Genomic DNA, 21,230 nt, shown 5'->3' with positions numbered 1-21,230 from the left:
CCTCTGCCGACATGCCGCCGGGCCAGTCATGGCCAGGGGCGTTCCCCTTCACGCATGCGCCCGGCGCGAGCCGCGCCGGGATTCAAGGAGTGAGTTCGTCTGTCGACCGCCATCCTCACCGGACAGCCGGTCCCCGGGTCGCCGCTCGAAGGTGATCTGCGGTCCCTCGGCTTCGACGTGCGGGTCGCCTCGGACGCGGCGGACGCGGAGACGCTGCTCGCGGCGGTGCCCGTCGACCAGCGGGTCGCGGTCGTCGACGCGCGCTTCGTCGGCCACGTCCACGCCCTGCGCCTCGGTCTCACCGACCCCCGCTTCGCCACCGCGGCGGTGCCCGGCGCCGTCACGGCCAAGCCCGAGGCCCGCAGGGAACTGACGAGCGCCCTGCGCGCCACGGCGGGAACCGCGGGCGGCGTCGTGACGCTCGACGCGCTCCCCGACTCGATCGCCTCGGCGCTGGAGTCGGCCGACGCCGCCGTGCACCGCCCCGAGCTCGGCACCCTCGTCGCCACCGTGCCCAGCGACCCGCAGGCCCGCAACGAGGCACGGCAGGCCGTCGCCGCCGTCGACGACGAGGCCGTACGCCTGCGCACCGCGGTCAAGTCGCGGGACGGCTTCTTCACGACGTACTGCATCTCCCCGTACTCCCGCTACCTCGCCCGCTGGTGCGCCCGCCGGGGCCTGACCCCGAACCAGGTCACCACGGCCTCGCTGCTCACCGCGCTGATCGCGGCGGGCTGCGCGGCGACCGGCACCCGCGGCGGCTTCGTCGCGGCGGGCCTCCTCCTCCTCTTCTCCTTCGTCCTGGACTGCACGGACGGGCAGCTCGCCCGCTACTCCCTGCAGTACTCGACGCTCGGCGCCTGGCTGGACGCGACGTTCGACCGCGCCAAGGAGTACGCCTACTACGCGGGCCTCGCGCTCGGCGCGGCCCGCGGCGGCGACGACGTATGGGCACTGGCGCTCGGCGCGATGGTCCTGCAGACCTGTCGGCACGTCGTGGACTTCTCCTTCAACGAGGCGAACCACGACGCCACCGCCAACACCAGCCCCACCGCCGCCCTCTCGGACAAGCTCGACAGCGTCGGGTGGACGGTCTGGGTGCGCCGGATGATAGTGCTGCCGATCGGCGAGCGCTGGGCGATGATCGCCGTGCTCACCGCGGTCACCACCCCGCGCGTCACCCTCGTCGTCCTGATCATCGGCTGCGCGCTCGCCGCCTGCTACACCACGGCAGGACGCGTCCTTCGCTCGCTGACCCGCAAGGCGACCCGCACCGACCGCGCCGCGCTCGCCCTCGGCGAGCTCGCCGACAACGGCCCGCTGGCCTCGGCGTTCGCCGCGCTCAAGCGGACGGGCCTGCCGGTGCCCGCGCCCGTCATCGCCTTCGTCGGCGGCGCCGCGGTGGTCGCGGTGGCCGCCTTCACCTCCTACGGCAGCCCGTGGGTGGTCGTCGCCGCCGTGGCCTACGTCATCACCTCGGGCCTCGCGCTCTCGCGCTCCCTCAAGGCCCCCCTCGACTGGCTGGTGCCGCCGTTCTTCCGGGCGGCCGAGTACGGCACGGTCCTGGTACTGGCGGCCAAAGCCGATGTGAACGGAGCGCTGCCCGCGGCTTTCGGGCTGGTGGCCGCGGTCGCCTACCATCACTACGACACGGTGTACCGCATCAAGGGCGGCACCGGCGCGCCCCCGCGCTGGCTGGTGCGGGCCATCGGCGGCCAAGAAGGCAGGACCCTCGTGGTCGTGCTCGCCGCCGCCCTGCTGCCCACCACAGATTTCACCGTCGCGCTCACGGCACTCGCCGTGGCCGTGGCACTCGTGGTGCTCGTCGAGAGCATCCGCTTCTGGGTCTCCTCCGGAGCACCCGCCGTACACGATGAAGGAGAACCCGCATGATCGGCCTCGTGCTGGCGGCCGGCGCCGGACGGCGTCTTCGCCCCTACACCGACACCCTGCCCAAGGCCCTGGTGCCGGTGGGTCCGGAGGGCAACGAGGACAGCCTCACCGTCCTGGACCTCACCCTCGGCAACTTCGCCGAGATCGGCCTGACCGAGGTCGCGATCATCGTCGGGTACCGCAAGGAGGCGGTCTACGAGCGCAAGGCGGCGCTCGAGGCCAAGTACAACCTCAAGCTGACCCTGATCGACAACGACAAGGCCGAGGAGTGGAACAACGCCTACTCCCTGTGGTGCGGCCGTGACTCGATCAAGCACTCGGTGATCCTCGCCAACGGCGACACCGTGCACCCGGTCTCCGTCGAGAAGACGCTGCTCGCCGCCCGCGGCGACGGCAAGAAGATCATCCTCGCCCTCGACACGGTGAAGAACCTCGCCGACGAGGAGATGAAGGTCATCGTGGACCCCGCCAAGGGCGTCCAGAAGATCACCAAGCTCATGGACCCGGCGACGGCCACCGGTGAGTACATCGGCGTCACCCTCATCGAGGGCGAGGCGGCCGACGAGCTCGCCGACGCGCTGAAGACCACCTTCGAGCGCGACCCCGACCTCTACTACGAGGACGGCTACCAGGAGCTCGTGAACCGCGGCTTCAAGATCGACGTGGCGCCGATCGGTGACGTCAAGTGGGTCGAGATCGACAACCACGAGGACCTCGCCAAGGGCCGGGAGATCGCGTGCCAGTACTGACGAGGCTCATCCCCTCGCCGGTCGTCGTCGACATCCGGCCGGGGGCGCTCAACGACCTGGCCGGGGTCCTCGCCGACCAGCGGATCTGCTCGTCGACCGGCAAGCTCGCCATCGCCATCAGCGGTGGCTCCGGCGCGGTCCTGCGGGACCGCCTGATGTCGTCGCTGCCCGGCGCCGAGTGGTTCGAGGTGGGCGGCGGCACCCTCGACGACGCCATCAAGCTCGCCGACGCCATGAAGAAGGGCCGCTACGACGCGGTCGTCGGCCTCGGCGGCGGCAAGATCATCGACTGTGCCAAGTTCGCCGCGGCGCGCGTCGGCCTGCCGCTGGTCGCCGTCGCGACGAACCTGTCGCACGACGGCCTCTGCTCGCCCGTCGCGACCCTCGACAACGACGCGGGCCGCGGTTCCTACGGCGTACCGAACCCCATAGCGGTCGTCATCGACCTCGACGTCATCCGTGAGGCGCCGGTCCGCTTCGTTCGCTCCGGCATCGGTGACGCCCTGTCCAACATCTCCGCGATCGCGGACTGGGAGCTCGCCGCCCGCGAGCGCGGCGAGGACATCGACGGCCTCGCGGCCGCGATGGCCCGCCAGGCCGGCGAGGCCGTGCTCCGCCACCCCGGCGGCGTCGGCGACGACGCCTTCCTCCAGGTCCTCGCCGAGGGTCTCGTCCTCACGGGCATCGCGATGTCGGTCTCGGGTGACTCCCGCCCGGCGTCCGGCGCCTGTCACGAGATCAACCACGCCTTCGACCTCCTCTTCCCCAAGCGCGCCGCGAGCCACGGCGAGCAGTGCGGCCTCGGCGCGGCCTTCGCGATGCACCTGCGCGGTGCCCGCGAGGAGTCCGGGTACATGGCCTCGGTGCTGCGCCGCCACGGCCTGCCCGTGCTGCCGGAGGAGATCGGTTTCACCGTGGACGAGTTCGTGCAGGTCGTGGAGTTCGCTCCGCAGACCAGGCCGGGCCGCTACACGATCCTCGAACACCTCGACCTGTCCACCGACCAGATCAGGGACGCATACGCCGACTATGCAAAAGCCATCGGTAGCTGAGCTCCGCCCGGTTGTTCACCCCCCGGGGGTGAAGGACCGACGGAGCGGCGAGCACTGGGGCGGACGGCTCTACATGCGCGAGATCTCGCTGCGCATCGACCGTCACCTGGTGAACACCAAGGTCACGCCCAACCAGCTGACCTACCTGATGACCGTCTGCGGCGTCCTCGCGGCCCCGGCCCTGCTCGTGCCGGGCATCTGGGGCGCGGTCCTCGGTGTCGTCGCGGTCCAGCTGTATCTGTTGCTCGACTGCGTCGACGGCGAGATCGCCCGGTGGCGCAAGCAGTACTCGCTGGCCGGTGTCTGGATGGACCGCGTCGGCGCCTACCTCACCGACGCGGCCGTCCTCGTGGGCTTCGGCCTGCGCGCCGCCGACCTGTTGGGCTCGGGCCGGATCGACTGGCTGTGGGCGTTCCTCGGTACGCTCGCCGCGCTCGGCGCCATCATGATCAAGGCCGAGACGGACCTGGTCGCCGTGGCCCGTGCGCAGAACGGCAAGGAGCAGGTGAAGGAGACCGCGTCCGAGATGCGCGGCTCCGGCATGGCCCTGGCCCGCAAGGCCGCCGCCGCGCTGAAGTTCCACCGGCTGATCCTGGGCATCGAGGCGTCCCTCCTCATCCTGGTCCTGGCGATCGTGGACCAGGTCCGGGGCGACCTGTTCTTCACGCGGCTCGGCGTCGCCGTGCTGGCCGGGATCGCGGTCCTGCAGACCCTGCTGCACCTCGTGTCCATCCTGGCTTCGAGCAGGCTCAAGTGAGTACGACAGGGGAGCGGACGATGAAGGTCGGCGCCGTCATCATCACGATGGGCAACCGGCCCCAGGAGCTGCGCGCCCTCCTCGACTCGGTCGCCAAGCAGGACGGCGACCCGGTCGAGGTGGTCGTGGTCGGCAACGGCGCCCCCGTGCCGGACGTCCCCGCGGGCGTACGCACCGTCGAGCTGCCCGAGAACCTCGGCATCCCCGGCGGTCGCAACGTCGGCATCGAGGCCTTCGGCCCCGGCGGCACCGACGTCGACATCCTGCTCTTCCTGGACGACGACGGCCTGCTCGCGAACATGGACACGGCCCAGCTGTGCCGCGAGGCCTTCGCCGCCGACCCGGAGCTCGGCATCATCAGCTTCCGCATCGCGGACCCGGAGACGGGGGAGACGCAGCGCCGCCACGTGCCGCGCCTGCGCGCCGCCGACCCGATGCGCTCCTCGCGCGTGACGACCTTCCTCGGCGGCGCCAACGCCGTCCGCACCAAGGTCACCGAGGAGGTCGGCGGGCTGCCCGACGAGTTCTTCTACGCCCACGAGGAGACCGACCTCGCCTGGCGTGCCCTCGACGCGGGCTGGATGATCGACTACCGCGCCGACATGGTGCTCTTCCACCCGACGACCGCCCCCTCGCGGCACGCGGTCTACCACCGGATGGTCGCCCGCAACCGCGTCTGGCTGGCCCGTCGCAACCTCCCCGCCCCGCTGGTCCCCGTCTACCTCGGGGTCTGGCTGCTCCTGACCCTGGCCCGGCGCCCCTCGCGGCCCGCGCTCAAGGCCTGGTTCGGCGGTTTCAAGGAGGGCTGGACCACGCCCTGCGGACCTCGGCGTCCCATGAAGTGGCGTACGGTGTGGCGGCTGACCCGACTGGGCCGCCCTCCCGTCATCTGACAAGCTCGGGTCTGAGAGCATCTGGGCCATACCCCGGTCCCTGGCCCACGCCTACGCCCGACCGGCTGCGCTTCTGAAGACGAAAGTTTCCACTCGTGAGTGAGACAACGCATGACGGCGGGGTCGCGGTGACTGCGTCACCGTCGACTCCGTCGCCCGATGACGGGCTCTCCCGGGCCGAACTCGCCGCCAAGTACGGTCTGACCGTCAGCGGCGCACGGCCCGGACTTTTCGAGTACGTCCGCCAGCTCTGGGGACGGCGTCACTTCATCCTCGCCTTCTCGCAGGCGAAGCTGACCGCCCAGTACAGCCAGGCCAAGCTCGGCCAGTTGTGGCAGGTGGCGACGCCCCTGCTGAACGCGGCGGTCTACTTCTTCATCTTCGGACTCCTGCTCGGTGCCAGGAAGGGCATCCCGCACGAGATCTACGTGCCGTTCCTGGTGACGGGCGTGTTCGTCTTCACGTTCACCCAGAGCTCGGTCATGGCGGGCGTGCGGGCGATCTCGGGCAACCTCGGCCTGGTGCGGGCGCTGCACTTCCCGCGCGCCTCGCTGCCGATCTCCTTCGCGCTCCAGCAGCTCCAGCAGCTGCTCTTCTCGATGCTCGTGCTCGTGCTGATCATGGTCGGGTTCGGCATCTTCCCGACCTGGTCCTGGCTCCTCGTGCTGCCCGCGCTCGCCCTCCAGTTCGTCTTCAACACGGGCCTCGCGCTGATCTTCGCCAGGATGGGCAGCAAGACGCCCGACCTCGCGCAGCTGATGCCGTTCGTGATGCGGACCTGGATGTACGCGTCGGGCGTCATGTTCAGCATCCCCGCGATGCTCGCGGACAAGAAGGGCGTGCCCGAGTGGGTCGGGGACGTGCTCCAGTGGAACCCCGCCTCCATCTACATGGACCTGATCCGCTTCGCCATGATCGACGACTACGGGTCCTCGTACCTGCCGCCGCACGTGTGGGCCTTCGCCGCGGGCTGGGCCGTCGTGATCGGTGCGCTCGGTTTCGTGTACTTCTGGAAGGCTGAGGAGCGTTACGGCCGTGGCTGACGACATCGGCGTCGACAAGACGCACATCCCCACCGTCATCGCCGACGAGCTGCACATCGTCTACCGCGTCAACGGCGCGAAGACGGGCAAGGGCAGTGCCACCTCCGCCCTCAGCCGCATCCTCAAGCGGGGCGAGGAGCGCGGTGTCCGCAAGGTGCACGCGGTGCGAGGCGTCAGCTTCACCTCCTACCGAGGCGAGGCCATCGGCCTGATCGGCTCGAACGGCTCCGGCAAGTCCACGCTGCTGCGCGCCATCGCGGGCCTGCTGCCCGCCGAGAAGGGCAAGGTCTACACCGATGGCCAGCCCTCGCTGCTCGGTGTGAACGCGGCCCTGATGAACGACCTGACCGGCGAGCGCAACGTCATCCTCGGCGGGCTCGCGATGGGCATGTCCCGCGAGCAGATCAAGGCGCGCTACCAGGAGATCGTCGACTTCTCGGGCATCAATGAGAAGGGCGACTTCATCACCCTGCCGATGCGCACCTACTCCTCCGGCATGGCGGCGCGCCTGCGCTTCTCCATCGCGGCGGCCAAGGACCACGACGTCCTCATGATCGACGAGGCCCTGGCCACCGGCGACCGCAAGTTCCAAAAGCGCTCCGAGGCCCGCATCCGCGAGCTCCGCAAGGAAGCGGGAACGGTCTTCCTGGTCAGCCACAACAACAAGTCCATCCGCGACACCTGCGACCGCGTGCTCTGGCTGGAACGCGGCGAGCTGCGCATGGACGGGCCGACCGACGAGGTCATCAAGGAGTACGAGAAGTTCACGGGCAAGTAGCCCGATCGCGCCACGCGGCGCCCACTCGTTCGGCGGCGGGGCCCCACCGGGAGCAGTCCGGTGGGGCCCCGCCGCGTGCCCGGTCGGCTGGAGTCCCAGAAATCCCTCAACTCACTTGCGTTCAGGGAAGATTGACGCCAATCGGTGTGTTGTTGTGACGTGCGGAACACCCCGACGATGCGTGCTGGGTTGTACAACGTAAGCTGTACCGGTGCTGATTCGCGGCAAGTGGGGCGAAATGGCGCGGCGCCCCGGTTCCCGGCATGTTCCGCCTTGGGGAGGGATGGGCGGCGTGTCCGAAATAGGATGTATTGGGTCGGCAGTGTAGAACGGGAGATGTGACGGCAATGGGTACGGATGATCTCCAGCTCCGCGATGCATCAGCCGTCCTCGACAAGGCCGCGGACGAGAACTTCCCCGTGGCGCCCTTCTTCCTGCCCAGGGCCTGGCGCGAAGACCTCATGGCCGTGTACGGCTACGCCCGCCTCGTCGACGACATCGGCGACGGCGACCTGGCCCCCGGCGGCGCGGACGCCCGCTACCTCGGCGTCGACCCGGCGGCGACCGAGGACAGGATCGCCTTCCTCGACGCCTTCGAGACCGATCTGCACCGGGTCTTCGACGGCACCCCGCACCATCCGCTGCTGCGCGCGCTCCAGCCCACGGTGCGCCGCCGCGGCCTCACCCCCGAGCCGTTCCTCGGCCTGATCGAGGCCAACCGCCAGGACCAGCTCGTCAGGCGCTACGAGACGTACGACGACCTCCTGGCGTACTGCGAGCTCTCCGCCAACCCCGTCGGGCGCCTCGTCCTCGCCATCACCGGCACGGCCACCCCCGAACGCATCCGTCGCTCCGACGCCGTCTGCACCGCGCTGCAGATCGTCGAGCACCTCCAGGACGTCAGTGAGGACCTCAGGCGTGACCGTGTCTATCTGCCGGCCGAGGACATGAAGCGCTTCCATGTCCAGGAGCGCGATCTGGCCGCACCGAGCGCAGGCGCGTCGGTGCGCGCCCTGGTCGCATTCGAAGCGGAACGCGCCCGCTGCCTCCTGAATGAAGGCACCCCCCTGGTGGGTAGCGTCCACGGCAGGCTGAAGCTGCTGCTGGCGGGGTTCGTGGCAGGGGGGAGGGCGGCGGTCCAGTCGATCGCCGCCGCCGGCTACGACGTACTTCCAGGACCACCCAAGCCCACCAAGCCCCGATTGCTGCGTGCGGCCGGGGCGGTTCTGCGAGGAGAGGGGTGAGCCGGACCGTGGAGTCAGATGCGCACGTGTCCGCACCGGTACTCGCCGCGTACAGCTACTGCGAGGCCGTGACCGGACAGCAGGCCCGGAATTTCGCGTACGGCATCAGGCTGCTGCCGACGCCCAAGCGGCGCGCCATGTCCGCGCTCTACGCGCTCTCGCGGCGCGTGGACGACATCGGCGACGGCGCGCTCGCGCCGGACGTCAAGGCGGCCCGGCTCGGTGACACCCGGGCGCTGCTCGCCCGGATCCGCGAGGGCGAGGTCGAGGAGGACGACACCGACCCGGTGGCGGTCGCCCTCGCGCACGCCGCGACCCACTTCTCCATTCCGCTGGGCGGCCTGGACGAGCTCATCGACGGCGTCCTGATGGACGTACGCGGTGAGACGTACGAGACGTGGGACGACCTGAAGGTCTACTGCCGCTGTGTGGCCGGTGCCATCGGGCGGCTCTCGCTCGGCGTGTTCGGCACGGAACGGGGGGCGCTCCACGCCGAGCGCGCGCCGGAGTATGCAGACACGCTCGGCCTCGCGCTCCAACTGACCAACATTCTGCGGGACGTTCGCGAGGACGCCGAGGACGGGCGGACCTATCTGCCCGCCGAGGACCTCGCCAAGTTCGGCTGCTCCGCCGGGTTCTCGGGCTCCGAGCCGCCCGCCGGATCCGACTTCGCGGGGCTCGTGCACTTCGAGGTCAGGCGCGCGCGGGCCCTCTTCGCCGAGGGCTACCGACTGCTCCCGATGCTGGACCGGCGCAGTGGTGCCTGTGTGGCGGCCATGGCGGGGATCTACCGGCGCCTGCTCGACCGCATCGAGCGCGAACCGGAGGCGGTCCTGCGCGGCCGCGTCTCGCTGCCGGGCCGCGAGAAGGCGTACGTCGCCGTGCGCGGCCTGTCCGGGCTCGACGCGCGCAACGTCTCACGAGGGACCGTCAGGAGGCGTGCGTGATGTGCGCCCTGAGTGATCGTGGGGAAGTTGGGGCGAGCGCCGTCAAGCGGCGGGCAACCCTCCGCTCTATGGTCGCGTCCCAGACTGCAACGGCCGAAAAGGAGGGTGCGTGAACAGCGAGAACATGCAGCCCGATGGGCTGCTCGCGGACGCCGAAGGCCGCCCTGGAGGGGCGGCCGCCGTAGTGGTCGGCGGCGGGCTCGCCGGAATCACGGCAGCCCTCTCGCTCGCCGACGCCGGACTGCGCGTCACCCTGCTCGAAGGCCGCCCGCGGCTCGGCGGACTCGCCTTCTCCTTCCAGCGCGGCGACCTGACCGTCGACAACGGCCAGCACGTGTATCTGCGCTGCTGCACCGCCTACCGATGGTTCCTCGACCGCGTCGAAGGCGCGCACCTGGCACCCGTGCAGGAACGTCTCGACGTGCCCGTGCTCGACGCCGACCGCAATCGCCTCGGGCGTCTCAGGCGCACCGCGCTGCCCGTGCCGCTGCACCTGGCGGCGAGCCTCGCCACCTATCCGCACCTGTCGGTCGCCGAGCGCGCCAAGGTGGGGCGCGCGGCGCTCGCCCTCAAGGGGCTGGATCCGGCCGACCCCGTGCTCGACGGCCAGGACTTCGGCAGCTGGCTGGCCGCGCACGGCCAGTCCGCGCGCGCCATCGAGGCCCTCTGGGACCTGGTGGGCGTCGCGACGCTCAACGCCGTCGCGGGCGATGCCTCGCTCGGGCTCGCCGCGATGGTCTTCAAGACCGGGCTGCTCTCCGACCCCGGCGCCGCCGACATCGGCTGGGCCAGGGTGCCCCTCGGTGATCTGCACGACGGACTGGCCCGCAAGGCGCTCGACGCCGCGGGAGTCCGTACCGAACTGAAGACACGAGTCACCTCCATCTCCCGTACGGAGAACGGCGGTTGGAGCGTAGAGGTTCCCGGCGAGCGCATCGAGGCCGACACCGTCGTGCTCGCCGTGCCGCAGCACGAGACGCACGACCTGCTCCCGGACGGCGCGCTCGACGAGCCCGACCGGCTGCTCGACATCGACGACGCGCCGATCCTCAACATCCACGTCGTGTACGACCGCAAGGTGCTCAAGCGGCCGTTCTTCGCCGCGCTCGGCTCGCCGATCCAGTGGGTCTTCGACCGGACCGACGCCTCGGGCCTCACCTCGGGGCAGTACCTGGCGCTCTCCCAGTCGGCCGCCCAGGACGAGATCGACGCCCCCGTCGCCGCGCTGCGAGAGCGCTATCTTCCGGAGCTCGAGCGGCTGCTGCCCGCCGCGCACGGCGCCGAAGTGCGGGACTTCTTCGTGACCCGCGAGCGCACCGCCACCTTCGCGCCGACGCCCGGCGTCGGCAGGCTCAGGCCCGGGGCCCGTACGAAGGCCCCCGGCCTGTACCTCGCGGGCGCGTGGACCGCCACCGGCTGGCCCGCGACCATGGAGAGCGCGGTACGCAGCGGCATCAGCGCGGCCGAGGCCGCCCTGGCCACCCTCGACCGCCCCCGTGATCACCTCTTCGCATTCGAGGAGGCGGCGGCGTGAAGCTCGACCTTCTGGGGTCAGGTCCCCAGAACACCAGCACCGGACCAAGAGGAGAAACTGTGCCGACTGTGCCCTCGGCCGAAACGGCTGCCGACACGGTGGACGTGACCTCACTGCTCGAGCGCGGAAGGACGCTGGCCACCCCGGTGCTGCGGGCCGCGGTGGACCGCCTCGCGCCGCCCATGGACACCGTGGCCGCCTACCACTTCGGGTGGATCGACGCCGCGGGCAACCCGTCCGACGGCGACGGCGGCAAGGCGGTGCGCCCCGCGCTCGCCCTGCTCTCCGCCGAGGCGGCGGGCGCGGCCCCCGAGGTCGGCGTGCCCGGCGCGGTCGCCGTCGAGCTCGTGCACAACTTCTCGCTCCTGCACGACGACCTGATGGACGGCGACGAACAGCGCCGCCACCGCGACACCGTGTGGAAGGTGCACGGCCCCGCGCAGGCCATCCTCGTCGGCGACGCCCTCTTCGCGCTCGCCAACGAGATCCTCCTGGAGATCGGCACGGTCGAGGCGGGCCGCGCCACGCGCCGCCTCACCACCGCGACGCGCGCGCTGATCGACGGCCAGGCACAGGACATCTCCTACGAGCACCGCGAGCGGGTCACCGTCGAGGAGTGCCTGGAGATGGAGGGCAACAAGACCGGCGCCCTGCTCGCCTGCGCGGTCTCCATCGGTGCCGTGCTCGGCGGCGCGGACGACCGCACCGCCGACATCCTGGAGAAGTACGGCTACCACCTCGGCCTCGCCTTCCAGGCCGTGGACGACCTGCTCGGCATCTGGGGCGACCCCGAGGCCACCGGCAAGCAGACGTGGAGCGATCTGCGTCAGCGCAAGAAGTCCCTGCCGGTCGTCGCCGCGCTCGCCGCGGGCGGACCCGCCTCCGAGCGGCTCGGCGAACTGCTCGCCGCCGACGCCAAGAGCAGTGACTTCGAGAACTTCTCCGAGCAGGAGTTCGCCGCGCGCGCCGCCCTGATCGAAGAGGCGGGCGGGCGCGAGTGGACCGCCGAGGAGGCCCGGCGCCAGCACGCCATCGCCATCGAGGCACTGGACACCGTCCAGATGCCGGACCGGGTACGGGCGCAGCTCGTCGCGCTCGCGGACTTCGTCGTCGTACGAAAGAGATGATCACTATCGGCCGCATATGACTCGCAGTCGCCGGCCGGCGCTTCGCGTCGGCCGACGGCGGACCCACAGCAGACGTAGCCACCGCACTGCACGAAGGGGAAGCCATGACAGCGACGACCGACGGAAGCACCGGAGCGGCCCCGCCCCGCGCAGCCTCGGCCAGCCAGCCACTCGACACGACCGCCGCGACGGCAGGCACACGTGACGCCGCCGCGCGCGCCATGCAACGCTCCACGGATTTCCTGCTCTCCCGACAGGACGCCCAGGGCTGGTGGAAGGGCGACCTCGAGACCAACGTGACGATGGACGCCGAGGACCTCCTCCTGCGGCAGTTCCTCGGGATCAGGGACGAGCCGACCACGCGCGCCGCCGCGCTCTTCATCCGCGGCGAGCAGCGCGACGACGGCACCTGGGCCACCTTCTTCGGCGGGCCCGGCGAACTCTCCGCCACCATCGAGGCGTACGTCGCGCTGCGCCTGGCGGGCGACCGGCCCGACGAGCCGCACATGGTGAAGGCTTCCGCGTGGGTCAGGGAGCAGGGCGGCATCGCCGCGAGCCGGGTCTTCACCCGCATCTGGCTGGCCCTCTTCGGCTGGTGGAAATGGGACGACCTGCCCGAACTCCCGCCGGAGCTCATCTACTTCCCCAAGTGGTTCCCGCTCAACATCTATGACTTCGGCTGCTGGGCGCGGCAGACCATCGTGCCGCTCACGATCGTCTCCGCCAAGCGGCCCGTGCGCCCCGCGCCGTTCGCCCTGGACGAGCTGCACGCCGACGCGCGCCGCCCGAACCCCGTCAAACCCCTTGCGCCGGTGGCGAGTTGGGACGGGGTCTTCCAGCGGCTCGACAAGGCGCTGCATGTCTACCGCAAGGTCGCGCCGCGCCGGGTGCGCAAGGCCGCGATGAACAGCGCGGCGCGCTGGATCATCGAGCGGCAGGAGAACGACGGCTGCTGGGGCGGGATCCAGCCGCCCGCCGTCTACTCCGTGATCGCCCTGCACCTGCTCGGCTACGACCTGGACCACCCGGTCCTGAAGGCCGGGCTCGACTCGCTCGACCGGTTCGCTGTGTGGCGCGACGACGGCGCCCGGATGATCGAGGCGTGTCAGTCGCCGGTGTGGGACACCTGCCTGGCGACCATCGCGCTCGCGGACGCCGGAGTGCCCGCCGACCACCCGCAGTTGGTCAAGGCCGCGGACTGGATGCTGGGCGAGCAGATCGTCCGCCCCGGGGACTGGTCGGTGCGCAGACCGGGACTGACCCCCGGGGGCTGGGCGTTCGAGTTCCACAACGACAACTACCCCGACATCGACGACACCGCGGAAGTCGCCCTCGCGCTGCGCCGGGTCAAGCACCCGGACAAGGCGCGCATGGAGAACGCCATCGAGCGCGGGGTGCGCTGGAACCTCGGCATGCAGTCGAAGAACGGTGCCTGGGGCGCCTTCGACGTCGACAACACCAGCGCCTTCCCCAACCGCCTTCCGTTCTGCGACTTCGGCGAGGTCATCGACCCGCCGTCCGCCGACGTCACCGGGCACGTGGTGGAGATGCTCGCCGTCGAGGGCAAGTCGCACGACCCGCGCACCCGGCGCGGCATCGAGTGGCTGCTCGCCGAACAGGAGGAGAGCGGCGCCTGGTTCGGCCGCTGGGGCGTCAACTACGTCTACGGCACCGGGTCCGTGGTGCCCGCGCTCGTCGCCGCGGGGCTGCCCGCCTCGCACCGGGCGATCCGCCGCGCCGTCAGCTGGGTCGAGTCGGTGCAGAACGACGACGGCGGCTGGGGCGAGGACCTGCGCTCCTACCGCGAGCGCGGCTGGGCTGGGCACGGCACGTCGAGCGCCTCGCAGACCGCGTGGGCGCTGCTCGCGCTCCTCTCGGCCGGTGAACGCGAGGCCAAGTCCGTGGAGCGGGGCATCGCCTGGCTCGCCGAGACGCAGCGCGAGGACGGCTCCTGGGACGAGCCGTACTTCACCGGTACCGGCTTCCCCTGGGACTTCTCCATCAACTACCACCTCTACCGGCAGGTGTTCCCGCTGACCGCGCTCGGCAGGTACGTCAACGGCGAGCCGTTCACGGGCGGCTCCGGCAAGGGGAGCTGATGGCCGAGGTCCCGGCCCGCCCGCCGGGCCACCCGCCGCTGCTGATCGCCTGCGCGCTCGGCATCGAGCACCTCGCCCTGCGCACGGGTGACCGTGGCGGCGCGCCGGGCGCCACGACCGTGCTGCGTACGGGCATGGGTCCCAAGAACGCCGACAGCGCTGTCACCAAGGCGCTCGGCAAGGAGGCGCTGCGCGACGCGGCCGTCCTGGCGACCGGCTTCTGCGCCGGGCTCGCCCCCGGCATGCACCCCGGTGACCTGGTCGTCGCCGAGGAGACCAGGGACGCGCGCGGCAGCATCCGGTGCGAGGGTACAGGTCTGCTGGTCCAGGAGCTGGTGAAGGCCGTGCCCGGGCGCACGGTGCACACCGGCCCGCTGACCGGCTCCGATCACGTCGTCCGTGGCCACGAGCGGGAGGACCTGCTGGCCACGGGCGCGATCGCGGTGGACATGGAGTCCGCGGCGACACTGCACAGCGCGATGCGCGCCGGACGGCGTCCCGTTGCCGCCGTCCGGGTGGTCGTGGACGCTCCACAGCACGAACTCGTCCGCATCGGCACGGTGCGCGGTGGAATATCGGCTTTCCGCGTTCTCCGTGCCGTTCTTCCTGCATTTTTCGAATGGCACCGTTCTTCTTTGCTCCCTCGGAGGTGAGCCAGATGGCCATGCCGCTGCGCCAGACCATCAAGGTCGCGACGTATCTCTTTGAACAGAAGCTGCGCAAGCGGGAGAAGTTCCCGCTGATCGTGGAGTTGGAGCCGCTCTTCGCATGCAACCTCGCGTGCGAGGGCTGCGGGAAGATCCAGCACCCGGCCGGTGTGCTCAAGCAGCGCATGCCGGTGGCGCAGGCCGTGGGCGCCGTGCTCGAATCCGGTGCGCCGATGGTGTCCATCGCCGGTGGCGAGCCGCTGATGCACCCTCAGATCGACGAGATCGTGCGGCAGTTGGTGGCCAAGAAGAAATACGTCTTCCTGTGCACCAACGCGATGCTGCTGCGCAAGAAGCTGGAGAAATTCACGCCTTCGCCGTACTTCGCGTTCGCCGTGCACATCGACGGAATGCGGGAGCGGCACGACGAATCCGTCGCCAAGGAGGGAGTGTTCGACGAGGCGGTGGCGGCCATCAAGGAGGCCAAGAGGCGTGGTTTCCGCGTCACCACCAACTCGACCTTCTTCAGCAACGACACCCCGCAGAACATCATCGAGGTCCTCAACTACCTCAATGACGAGCTGGAAGTCGACGAGATGATGCTGTCGCCCGCGTACGCCTATGAGAAGGCGCCCGACCAGGAGCACTTCCTGGGCGTCGAGCAGACCCGCGAACTCTTCAAGAAGGCCTTCGCGGGCGGCAACAGGCGGCGCTGGCGGCTGAACCACTCGCCGCTGTTCCTCGACTTCCTGGAGGGCAAGGCGGACTTCCCGTGCACGGCGTGGGCGATCCCGAACTACTCGCTCTTCGGCTGGCAGCGACCCTGCTACCTGATGAGCGACGGGTACGTCCCCACGTACCGGCAGCTCATCGAGGAGACCGACTGGAGCAAGTACGGCCGCGGCAAGGACCCGCGCTGCGCCAACTGCATGGCCCACTGCGGCTACGAGCCGACCGCCGTCCTCGCCACCATGGGCTCCCTCAAGGAATCCATCCGCGCGGCCCGCGAGACGGTCTCCGGAAACCGCGGGTGACGTCGTGACCTCTGGAGAGCCCGTCTCTTTGGGCCTCCCCGAGCTGCCGGTCCGGCCGATCTCGGAGCGCCGCGTCTCGCGGCGCATCGAGGTCGGGCCGGTGGCTGTGGGAGGCGGTGCGCCGGTCTCGGTGCAGTCGATGACGACGACGCGTACGTCTGACATCGGTGCGACGTTGCAGCAGATCGCGGAGCTGACGGCGTCGGGCTGCCAGATCGTGCGGGTGGCGTGTCCGACGCAGGACGACGCGGACGCGCTGGCGACGATCGCGCGGAAGTCGCAGATCCCGGTGATCGCGGACATTCACTTCCAGCCGAAGTACGTGTTCGCGGCGATCGATGCGGGGTGTGCGGCGGTCCGGGTGAATCCCGGGAACATCAAGCAGTTCGACGACAAGGTCAAGGAGATCGCGAAGGCGGCTTCGGCGGCCGGGACGCCGATCCGGATCGGGGTCAACGCGGGGTCGTTGGACGCGCGGTTGCTGAAGAAGTACGGGAAGGCGACGCCGGAGGCGCTGGTGGAGTCGGCGCTGTGGGAGGCGTCGCTGTTCGAGGAGCACGGGTTCCGGGACATCAAGATCTCGGTGAAGCACAACGACCCGGTGGTGATGGTGAATGCCTACCGGCAGTTGGCGGCGGCCTGTGACTATCCGCTGCACCTGGGTGTGACGGAAGCCGGGCCCGCGTTCCAGGGCACGATCAAGTCGGCTGTGGCCTTCGGGGCGCTGCTGAGTGAGGGCATCGGCGACACGATCCGGGTGTCCTTGTCGGCGCCGCCCGCCGAGGAGGTCAAGGTCGGCATCCAGATCCTGGAGTCCCTGAACCTGCGCCAACGGCGCCTGGAGATCGTGTCGTGCCCGTCCTGCGGGCGCGCCCAGGTCGACGTCTACAAGCTGGCCGACGAGGTGACCGCGGGGCTCGACGGCATGGAGGTGCCGCTTCGGGTCGCTGTCATGGGGTGTGTCGTGAACGGTCCCGGTGAGGCCCGTGAGGCGGACCTCGGGGTCGCGTCCGGCAACGGCAAGGGGCAGATCTTCGTGAAGGGCGAGGTCATCAAGACCGTTCCCGAGTCGAAGATCGTCGAGACGCTCATCGAAGAGGCGATGAAGATCGCCGCACAGATGGAGGGCGACGGCATCCCGTCAGGGGTGCCCGACGTCACCGTGAGCTGAGAACAACCGGAGAGGGGGCCCGAGCATGACCATTCTGGACACCATTCGGGGGCCGCGCGATCTGAAGGCGCTGACCGAGGCGGAGCTCGACGAACTGGCAGAGGAGATCCGGGAGTTCCTGGTGCACGCGGTGGCCAGGACCGGCGGTCACCTCGGGCCCAACCTGGGGGTGGTGGAGCTCTCCATCGCCCTGCACCGGGTCTTCGAGTCGCCCGTCGACCGGATCGTGTGGGACACCGGCCACCAGAGCTATGTGCACAAGCTCCTGACGGGTCGGCAGGACTTCTCCAAACTGCGCGGCAAGGGCGGTCTCTCGGGCTACCCCTCGCGCGAGGAGTCCGAGCACGACATCGTCGAGAACAGCCACGCCTCCACCGCGCTCGGCTGGGCCGACGGCCTCGCCAAGGCGCGCCAGGTGCTCGGCGAGCACGGCCACGTCGTCGCCGTCATCGGCGACGGCGCGCTGACCGGCGGCATGGCCTGGGAGGCGCTGAACAACATCGCCGCCGCCAAGGACCGGCCGCTGATCATCGTCGTCAACGACAACGAGCGCTCCTACGCCCCGACCATCGGCGGCCTCGCCAACCACCTCGCCACGCTCCGCACGACGGACAGCTACGAGCAGGTGCTCGCCTGGGGCAAGGACATACTCCAGCGCACCCCCGTGGTCGGGCGCACGCTCTACGAATCGCTGCACGGCGCCAAGAAGGGCTTCAAGGACGCCTTCGCGCCGCAGGGAATGTTCGAGGACCTGGGGCTCAAGTACGTCGGTCCCATCGACGGGCACGACATCGGGGCCGTCGAGTCGGCGCTGCGGCGCGCGAAACGCTTCCACGGGCCCGTCCTGATCCACTGCCTGACCGAGAAGGGGCGCGGCTACGAGCCCGCGCTCGCCGACGAGGCCGACCGTTTCCACACCGTCGGCGTGATGGACCCGCTCACCTGCGAGCCGCTCGCGCCGTCCAACGGACCTTCCTGGACCTCGGTGTTCGGGGACGAGATCGTCCGCATCGGCGCCGAGCGCGACGACGTGGTCGCCATCACCGCGGCGATGCTGGGGCCCGTCGGCCTGACCAAGTTCGCCGAGGCGTACCCGGACCGCGTGTGGGACGTCGGCATCGCCGAGCAGCACGCCGCGGTGTCGGCCGCCGGGCTCGCGACGGGCGGGCTGCATCCCGTGGTCGCGCTCTACGCGACCTTCCTCAACCGGGCCTTCGACCAGCTCCTGATGGACGTGGCGCTGCACAAGTGCGGGGTGACCTTCGTCCTGGACCGGGCCGGTGTGACCGGCGTCGACGGGGCCTCGCACAACGGCATGTGGGACATGTCGATCCTCCAGGTCGTCCCTGGCCTGCGGATCGCGGCGCCGCGCGACGCCGACCAGCTGCGGCTGCAGCTGCGCGAGGCGGTCACGGTGGACGACGCGCCGACCCTGCTCCGCTTCCCCAAGGAGTCGGTGGGGCCCGCGATCCCGGCCGTCGACCGGCTCGGCGGGATGGACGTCCTGCTCCAGGACGACGCCGCCGATGTGCTGCTCGTCGCCGTCGGTGTGATGGCGCCGGTCTGTCTGCAGGCCGCCGAGCTGCTCCAGGCGCGCGGTCTGCGCTGCACCGTCGTCGACCCGCGCTGGGTCAAGCCGGTCGACGCGGAGCTGCCGGGGCTCGCCGGGCGCCACCGCGTCGTGGCGGTCGTCGAGGACAACAGCCGCACCGCCGGTGTCGGCGCCGCGGTCGCGCTGGCGCTCGGCGAGGCCGAAGTGGACGTACCGGTAAGGCGGTTCGGGATCCCCGAGCAGTTCCTCGCGCACGCCAAGCGCGGCGAGGTGCTCGCGGACCTCGGGCTCACGCCGGTCGAGATCGCGGGGCGGATCAGCGCCACACTGGCGGCCAAGGAGAGCTCGGGGGAGCAGGGTCCAGGCAAGGAGCACAGCGCATGACCAAGGAGTTCGACACCCAGGGCGCCAAGGAGTTCGACCTCGGCAGACTCCTCGCCGAGCGGGGCGCCGAGCGGTACGAACTGCACGCGCGCCACCTCAATCACCAACTGCCGCGCATGCTGCACACCATCGGCTTCGACAAGGTCTACGAGCGGGCCGAGGGCGCGTACTTCTGGGACGCGGACGGCAACGACTACCTCGACATGCTCGCGGGCTTCGGCGTGATGGGCCTCGGCAGGCACCACCCCGTCGTACGCAAGGCGCTGCACGACGTCCTGGACGCCTCGCTCGCCGACCTGACCCGCTTCGACTGCCAGCCGCTGCCGGGGCTGCTGGCCGAGCGGCTGCTCACGCACAGCCCGCACCTGGACCGGGTGTTCTTCGGCAACAGCGGGACCGAAGCGGTCGAGACGGCGCTGAAGTTCGCCCGGTACGTCACCGGCAGGCCACGGGTGCTCTACTGCGCGCACGCCTTCCACGGGCTGACCACCGGAGCCCTCTCCGTCAACGGCGAGGACGGCTTCCGTGACGGCTTCGCGCCGCTGCTCCCCGACACCGCCGTACCGCTCGGAGATCTGGACGCGCTGCGCAAGGAGCTGAAGAAGGGCGACGTCGCCGGTCTGATCGTCGAGCCCATCCAGGGCAAGGGGGTGCACGAGACGCCGCCCGGCTATCTGCGCGCCGCCCAGGAGCTGCTCCACCAGCACAAGGCGCTGCTGATCGTCGACGAGGTGCAGACGGGCCTCGGCAGGACCGGCGACTTCTACGCCTACCAGCACGAGGAGGGCGTCGAGCCCGATCTGGTCTGTGTCGCCAAGGCGCTGTCGGGCGGCTACGTGCCGGTCGGCGCGACCCTCGGCAAGGACTGGATCTTCAAGAAGGTCTACTCCTCGATGGACCGGGTGCTGGTGCACTCGGCGAGCTTCGGATCCAACGCGCAGGCCATGGCGGCCGGACTCGCCGTCCTGTCCGTGATGGCGGACGAGAAGGTCGTCGAGAACGCCCGGGTGACCGGGGAGCTGCTCAAGACGCGGCTCGCGGCCCTGGTGGAGCGCTATGAGCTGCTGAGCGAGGTGCGCGGCCGCGGACTCATGGTCGGCATCGAGTTCGGCAGGCCCAAGTCGCTGAAGCTGCGCGGGCGTTGGACGATGCTCCAGGCCGCGCGCAAGGGGCTCTTCGCGCAGATGGTGGTCGTACCGCTGCTCCAGAAGCACCGCATCCTCACCCAGGTGTCCGGCGATCACCTGGAGGTGATCAAGCTGATCCCGCCGCTGACGGTGGGGGAGGCGGAGGTGGACCGCTTCGTCGAGGCGTTCACCGCCGTGATGGACGACGCGCACAGCGGGGGCGGTCTGATGTGGGACTTCGGCAAGACGCTGGTGAAGCAGGCGGTCGCGAACCGATGACGTGACGGCTCACCTCTGAGGATTTTGCCTCTGGGGCAAGAAAGTTGCCCCAGAGGCAAGCCTCTGGCTCAATCGGAGCATGAGTCAAGCCGAGCCCTCGGAGCCCGCCGAGCCGTCCCCCGCGGACGAGGCGCTGCCCGCCGTCGCCCCCCAGCTGCGTGAGCTGCGCCGCCGCGCGTCGCTCACCCTGGAGGCCGCGGCCCGCACCGCCGGACTCTCGCCCGCCCATCTGTCCCGCCTGGAGACCGGGCAACGACAGCCCTCGCTGCCCATGCTGCTCGCGCTCGCACGCATCTACGGTACGACGGTCTCCGAGCTGCTCGGCGAGACGGTCGCCGACCGGGACTCGATCGTGCGCGCGGCCGCCATGGAGCCGACCCGCGCGGGCGGCTGGACCTACTGGCAGGCGGGCGCCCCCGGCCGCGGCATGCAGGCGCTGCGCGTGCACGTCCCGTACGGGGCGCAGGGCGACATCGTGCGCGTCCACCCCGGTGAGGAGTGGCTGTACGTCCTCACCGGGCGGCTGCGGCTGCGCCTCGGGGACACCGCACACCTGCTCGGGCCAGGGGACAGCGCGCACTTCGACTCGCTGACCCCCCACCGGATCGCCGCCGCCGACCAGGACGGCGCCGATCTCCTCTTCGTCCACACGTTGCTGCAGAGCCCCGCCACCGCGCTGTGCCTCGGGGGCCCCACTCAGGGAGAGTCGACATGACGGAATCCGACCCGCAGGGACCTGTCAGGGCCGAGCAGTTCGAACAGCCCGAACAGCCCGAGCAGCCCGCCAAGAAGGTGATGCGCCTTGAGGAGAAGTTCCCCCGGGCCCTATGGGTCCGGCTGATCATCTACGTGGCGGTGGGTCACATCTTCGCGGCCTTCATCTACCTGCTGTTCGAGCTGGGGGCGCAGAACCAGTAGCC

At 70.4% G+C, this 21,230-nt stretch carries 19 protein-coding genes; all 19 read left to right on the top strand.

Annotated features, from left to right (window positions below; translation table 11 throughout):
* Positions 1 to 99 precede the first annotated feature (99 nt).
* The 19 genes from CP970_RS04345 (at position 100) to CP970_RS04255 (ending at position 21,228) form a co-directional block, all read left to right on the top strand.
* On the top strand, positions 100 to 1,893 hold the full coding sequence (locus tag CP970_RS04345; RefSeq protein WP_055545760.1) for a DUF5941 domain-containing protein: 1,794 nt from the start codon (positions 100 to 102) through the stop codon (positions 1,891 to 1,893).
* The gene (locus CP970_RS04340; RefSeq protein ID WP_055545762.1) at positions 1,890 to 2,642 is read left to right on the top strand and encodes a phosphocholine cytidylyltransferase family protein; all 753 of its coding nucleotides are present in this window, start codon (positions 1,890 to 1,892) and stop codon (positions 2,640 to 2,642) included. The genes CP970_RS04345 and CP970_RS04340 overlap by 4 nt, the downstream gene beginning before the upstream one ends.
* Positions 2,630 to 3,694 carry an iron-containing alcohol dehydrogenase family protein gene (locus CP970_RS04335; protein ID WP_055545764.1) on the top strand — a complete coding sequence of 355 codons (1,065 nt, stop codon included), beginning with the start codon at positions 2,630 to 2,632 and terminating at the stop codon, positions 3,692 to 3,694. The genes CP970_RS04340 and CP970_RS04335 overlap by 13 nt, the downstream gene beginning before the upstream one ends.
* Positions 3,672 to 4,451, top strand: a complete 780-nt coding sequence (locus tag CP970_RS04330) for a CDP-alcohol phosphatidyltransferase family protein (protein ID WP_079043370.1) — start codon at positions 3,672 to 3,674, stop codon at positions 4,449 to 4,451. The genes CP970_RS04335 and CP970_RS04330 overlap by 23 nt, the downstream gene beginning before the upstream one ends.
* Positions 4,452 to 4,471: 20 nt before the next feature.
* The gene (locus CP970_RS04325) at positions 4,472 to 5,344 is read left to right on the top strand and encodes a glycosyltransferase family 2 protein (protein WP_055545768.1); all 873 of its coding nucleotides are present in this window, start codon (positions 4,472 to 4,474) and stop codon (positions 5,342 to 5,344) included.
* Positions 5,345 to 5,439: 95 nt separating this feature from the next.
* Complete coding sequence (locus tag CP970_RS04320; RefSeq protein ID WP_055545770.1) at positions 5,440 to 6,387, top strand: ABC transporter permease; 948 nt, start codon at positions 5,440 to 5,442, stop codon at positions 6,385 to 6,387.
* A complete protein-coding gene (locus CP970_RS04315; RefSeq protein WP_191094870.1) occupies positions 6,380 to 7,165 on the top strand; it encodes an ABC transporter ATP-binding protein in 786 nt (261 codons plus the stop codon). The genes CP970_RS04320 and CP970_RS04315 overlap by 8 nt, the downstream gene beginning before the upstream one ends.
* 347 nt (positions 7,166 to 7,512) lie before the next feature.
* On the top strand, positions 7,513 to 8,409 hold the full coding sequence (gene hpnC / locus CP970_RS04310; RefSeq protein WP_055545772.1) for a squalene synthase HpnC: 897 nt from the start codon (positions 7,513 to 7,515) through the stop codon (positions 8,407 to 8,409).
* Positions 8,406 to 9,356, top strand: a complete 951-nt coding sequence (gene hpnD / locus CP970_RS04305; protein WP_055545774.1) for a presqualene diphosphate synthase HpnD — start codon at positions 8,406 to 8,408, stop codon at positions 9,354 to 9,356. The genes hpnC and hpnD overlap by 4 nt, the downstream gene beginning before the upstream one ends.
* Positions 9,357 to 9,480: 124 nt before the next feature.
* The gene (hpnE, locus tag CP970_RS04300; RefSeq protein ID WP_055545826.1) at positions 9,481 to 10,890 is read left to right on the top strand and encodes a hydroxysqualene dehydroxylase HpnE; all 1,410 of its coding nucleotides are present in this window, start codon (positions 9,481 to 9,483) and stop codon (positions 10,888 to 10,890) included.
* The gene (locus CP970_RS04295) at positions 10,887 to 12,017 is read left to right on the top strand and encodes a polyprenyl synthetase family protein (RefSeq protein ID WP_079043368.1); all 1,131 of its coding nucleotides are present in this window, start codon (positions 10,887 to 10,889) and stop codon (positions 12,015 to 12,017) included. The genes hpnE and CP970_RS04295 overlap by 4 nt, the downstream gene beginning before the upstream one ends.
* A gap of 104 nt (positions 12,018 to 12,121) precedes the next feature.
* Positions 12,122 to 14,116 (top strand): squalene--hopene cyclase, encoded by a 1,995-nt coding sequence (gene shc / locus CP970_RS04290; RefSeq protein ID WP_055545778.1) that lies wholly within the window; start codon positions 12,122 to 12,124, stop codon positions 14,114 to 14,116.
* Positions 14,116 to 14,769: a phosphorylase family protein gene (locus CP970_RS04285; protein WP_055545780.1), complete on the top strand. Its 654-nt coding sequence runs from the start codon at positions 14,116 to 14,118 to the stop codon at positions 14,767 to 14,769. Before shc ends, CP970_RS04285 begins: the two co-directional genes overlap by 1 nt.
* 5 nt (positions 14,770 to 14,774) lie before the next feature.
* Complete coding sequence (hpnH, locus tag CP970_RS04280; protein WP_055545782.1) at positions 14,775 to 15,797, top strand: adenosyl-hopene transferase HpnH; 1,023 nt, start codon at positions 14,775 to 14,777, stop codon at positions 15,795 to 15,797.
* Positions 15,798 to 15,801: 4 nt separating this feature from the next.
* On the top strand, positions 15,802 to 16,968 hold the full coding sequence (gene ispG, locus CP970_RS04275; protein ID WP_055545784.1) for a flavodoxin-dependent (E)-4-hydroxy-3-methylbut-2-enyl-diphosphate synthase: 1,167 nt from the start codon (positions 15,802 to 15,804) through the stop codon (positions 16,966 to 16,968).
* Positions 16,969 to 16,993: 25 nt separating this feature from the next.
* The gene (gene dxs, locus CP970_RS04270) at positions 16,994 to 18,904 is read left to right on the top strand and encodes a 1-deoxy-D-xylulose-5-phosphate synthase (RefSeq protein WP_055545786.1); all 1,911 of its coding nucleotides are present in this window, start codon (positions 16,994 to 16,996) and stop codon (positions 18,902 to 18,904) included.
* Positions 18,901 to 20,310 carry an aspartate aminotransferase family protein gene (locus CP970_RS04265; protein WP_055545788.1) on the top strand — a complete coding sequence of 470 codons (1,410 nt, stop codon included), beginning with the start codon at positions 18,901 to 18,903 and terminating at the stop codon, positions 20,308 to 20,310. The genes dxs and CP970_RS04265 overlap by 4 nt, the downstream gene beginning before the upstream one ends.
* Before the next feature lie 79 nt (positions 20,311 to 20,389).
* Positions 20,390 to 21,025 (top strand): helix-turn-helix domain-containing protein, encoded by a 636-nt coding sequence (locus CP970_RS04260; RefSeq protein WP_055545790.1) that lies wholly within the window; start codon positions 20,390 to 20,392, stop codon positions 21,023 to 21,025.
* 77 nt (positions 21,026 to 21,102) lie between these two features.
* Positions 21,103 to 21,228 (top strand): DUF6126 family protein, encoded by a 126-nt coding sequence (locus CP970_RS04255; RefSeq protein ID WP_107098888.1) that lies wholly within the window; start codon positions 21,103 to 21,105, stop codon positions 21,226 to 21,228.
* The last annotated feature ends 2 nt before the right edge of the window (positions 21,229 to 21,230 follow it).

The organism is Streptomyces kanamyceticus, assembly GCF_008704495.1.
Lineage (GTDB): Bacteria > Actinomycetota > Actinomycetes > Streptomycetales > Streptomycetaceae > Streptomyces > Streptomyces kanamyceticus.
Note: the sequence above shows the minus strand (reverse complement) of the source record. Positions and strands in the feature narration are given on the sequence as shown.

Coding starts and splice junctions, on each gene's coding strand:
- CP970_RS04340 (WP_055545762.1), top strand. CDS start 1,890: ATGATCGGCCTCGTGCTGGCGGCCGGCGCCGGACGGCGTCTTCGCCCC.
- CP970_RS04330 (WP_079043370.1), top strand. CDS start 3,672: ATGCAAAAGCCATCGGTAGCTGAGCTCCGCCCGGTTGTTCACCCCCCG.
- CP970_RS04325 (WP_055545768.1), top strand. CDS start 4,472: ATGAAGGTCGGCGCCGTCATCATCACGATGGGCAACCGGCCCCAGGAG.
- hpnC (WP_055545772.1), top strand. CDS start 7,513: ATGGGTACGGATGATCTCCAGCTCCGCGATGCATCAGCCGTCCTCGAC.
- hpnE (WP_055545826.1), top strand. CDS start 9,481: ATGCAGCCCGATGGGCTGCTCGCGGACGCCGAAGGCCGCCCTGGAGGG.
- shc (WP_055545778.1), top strand. CDS start 12,122: ATGACAGCGACGACCGACGGAAGCACCGGAGCGGCCCCGCCCCGCGCA.
- CP970_RS04285 (WP_055545780.1), top strand. CDS start 14,116: ATGGCCGAGGTCCCGGCCCGCCCGCCGGGCCACCCGCCGCTGCTGATC.
- hpnH (WP_055545782.1), top strand. CDS start 14,775: ATGGCCATGCCGCTGCGCCAGACCATCAAGGTCGCGACGTATCTCTTT.
- dxs (WP_055545786.1), top strand. CDS start 16,994: ATGACCATTCTGGACACCATTCGGGGGCCGCGCGATCTGAAGGCGCTG.
- CP970_RS04265 (WP_055545788.1), top strand. CDS start 18,901: ATGACCAAGGAGTTCGACACCCAGGGCGCCAAGGAGTTCGACCTCGGC.
- CP970_RS04260 (WP_055545790.1), top strand. CDS start 20,390: ATGAGTCAAGCCGAGCCCTCGGAGCCCGCCGAGCCGTCCCCCGCGGAC.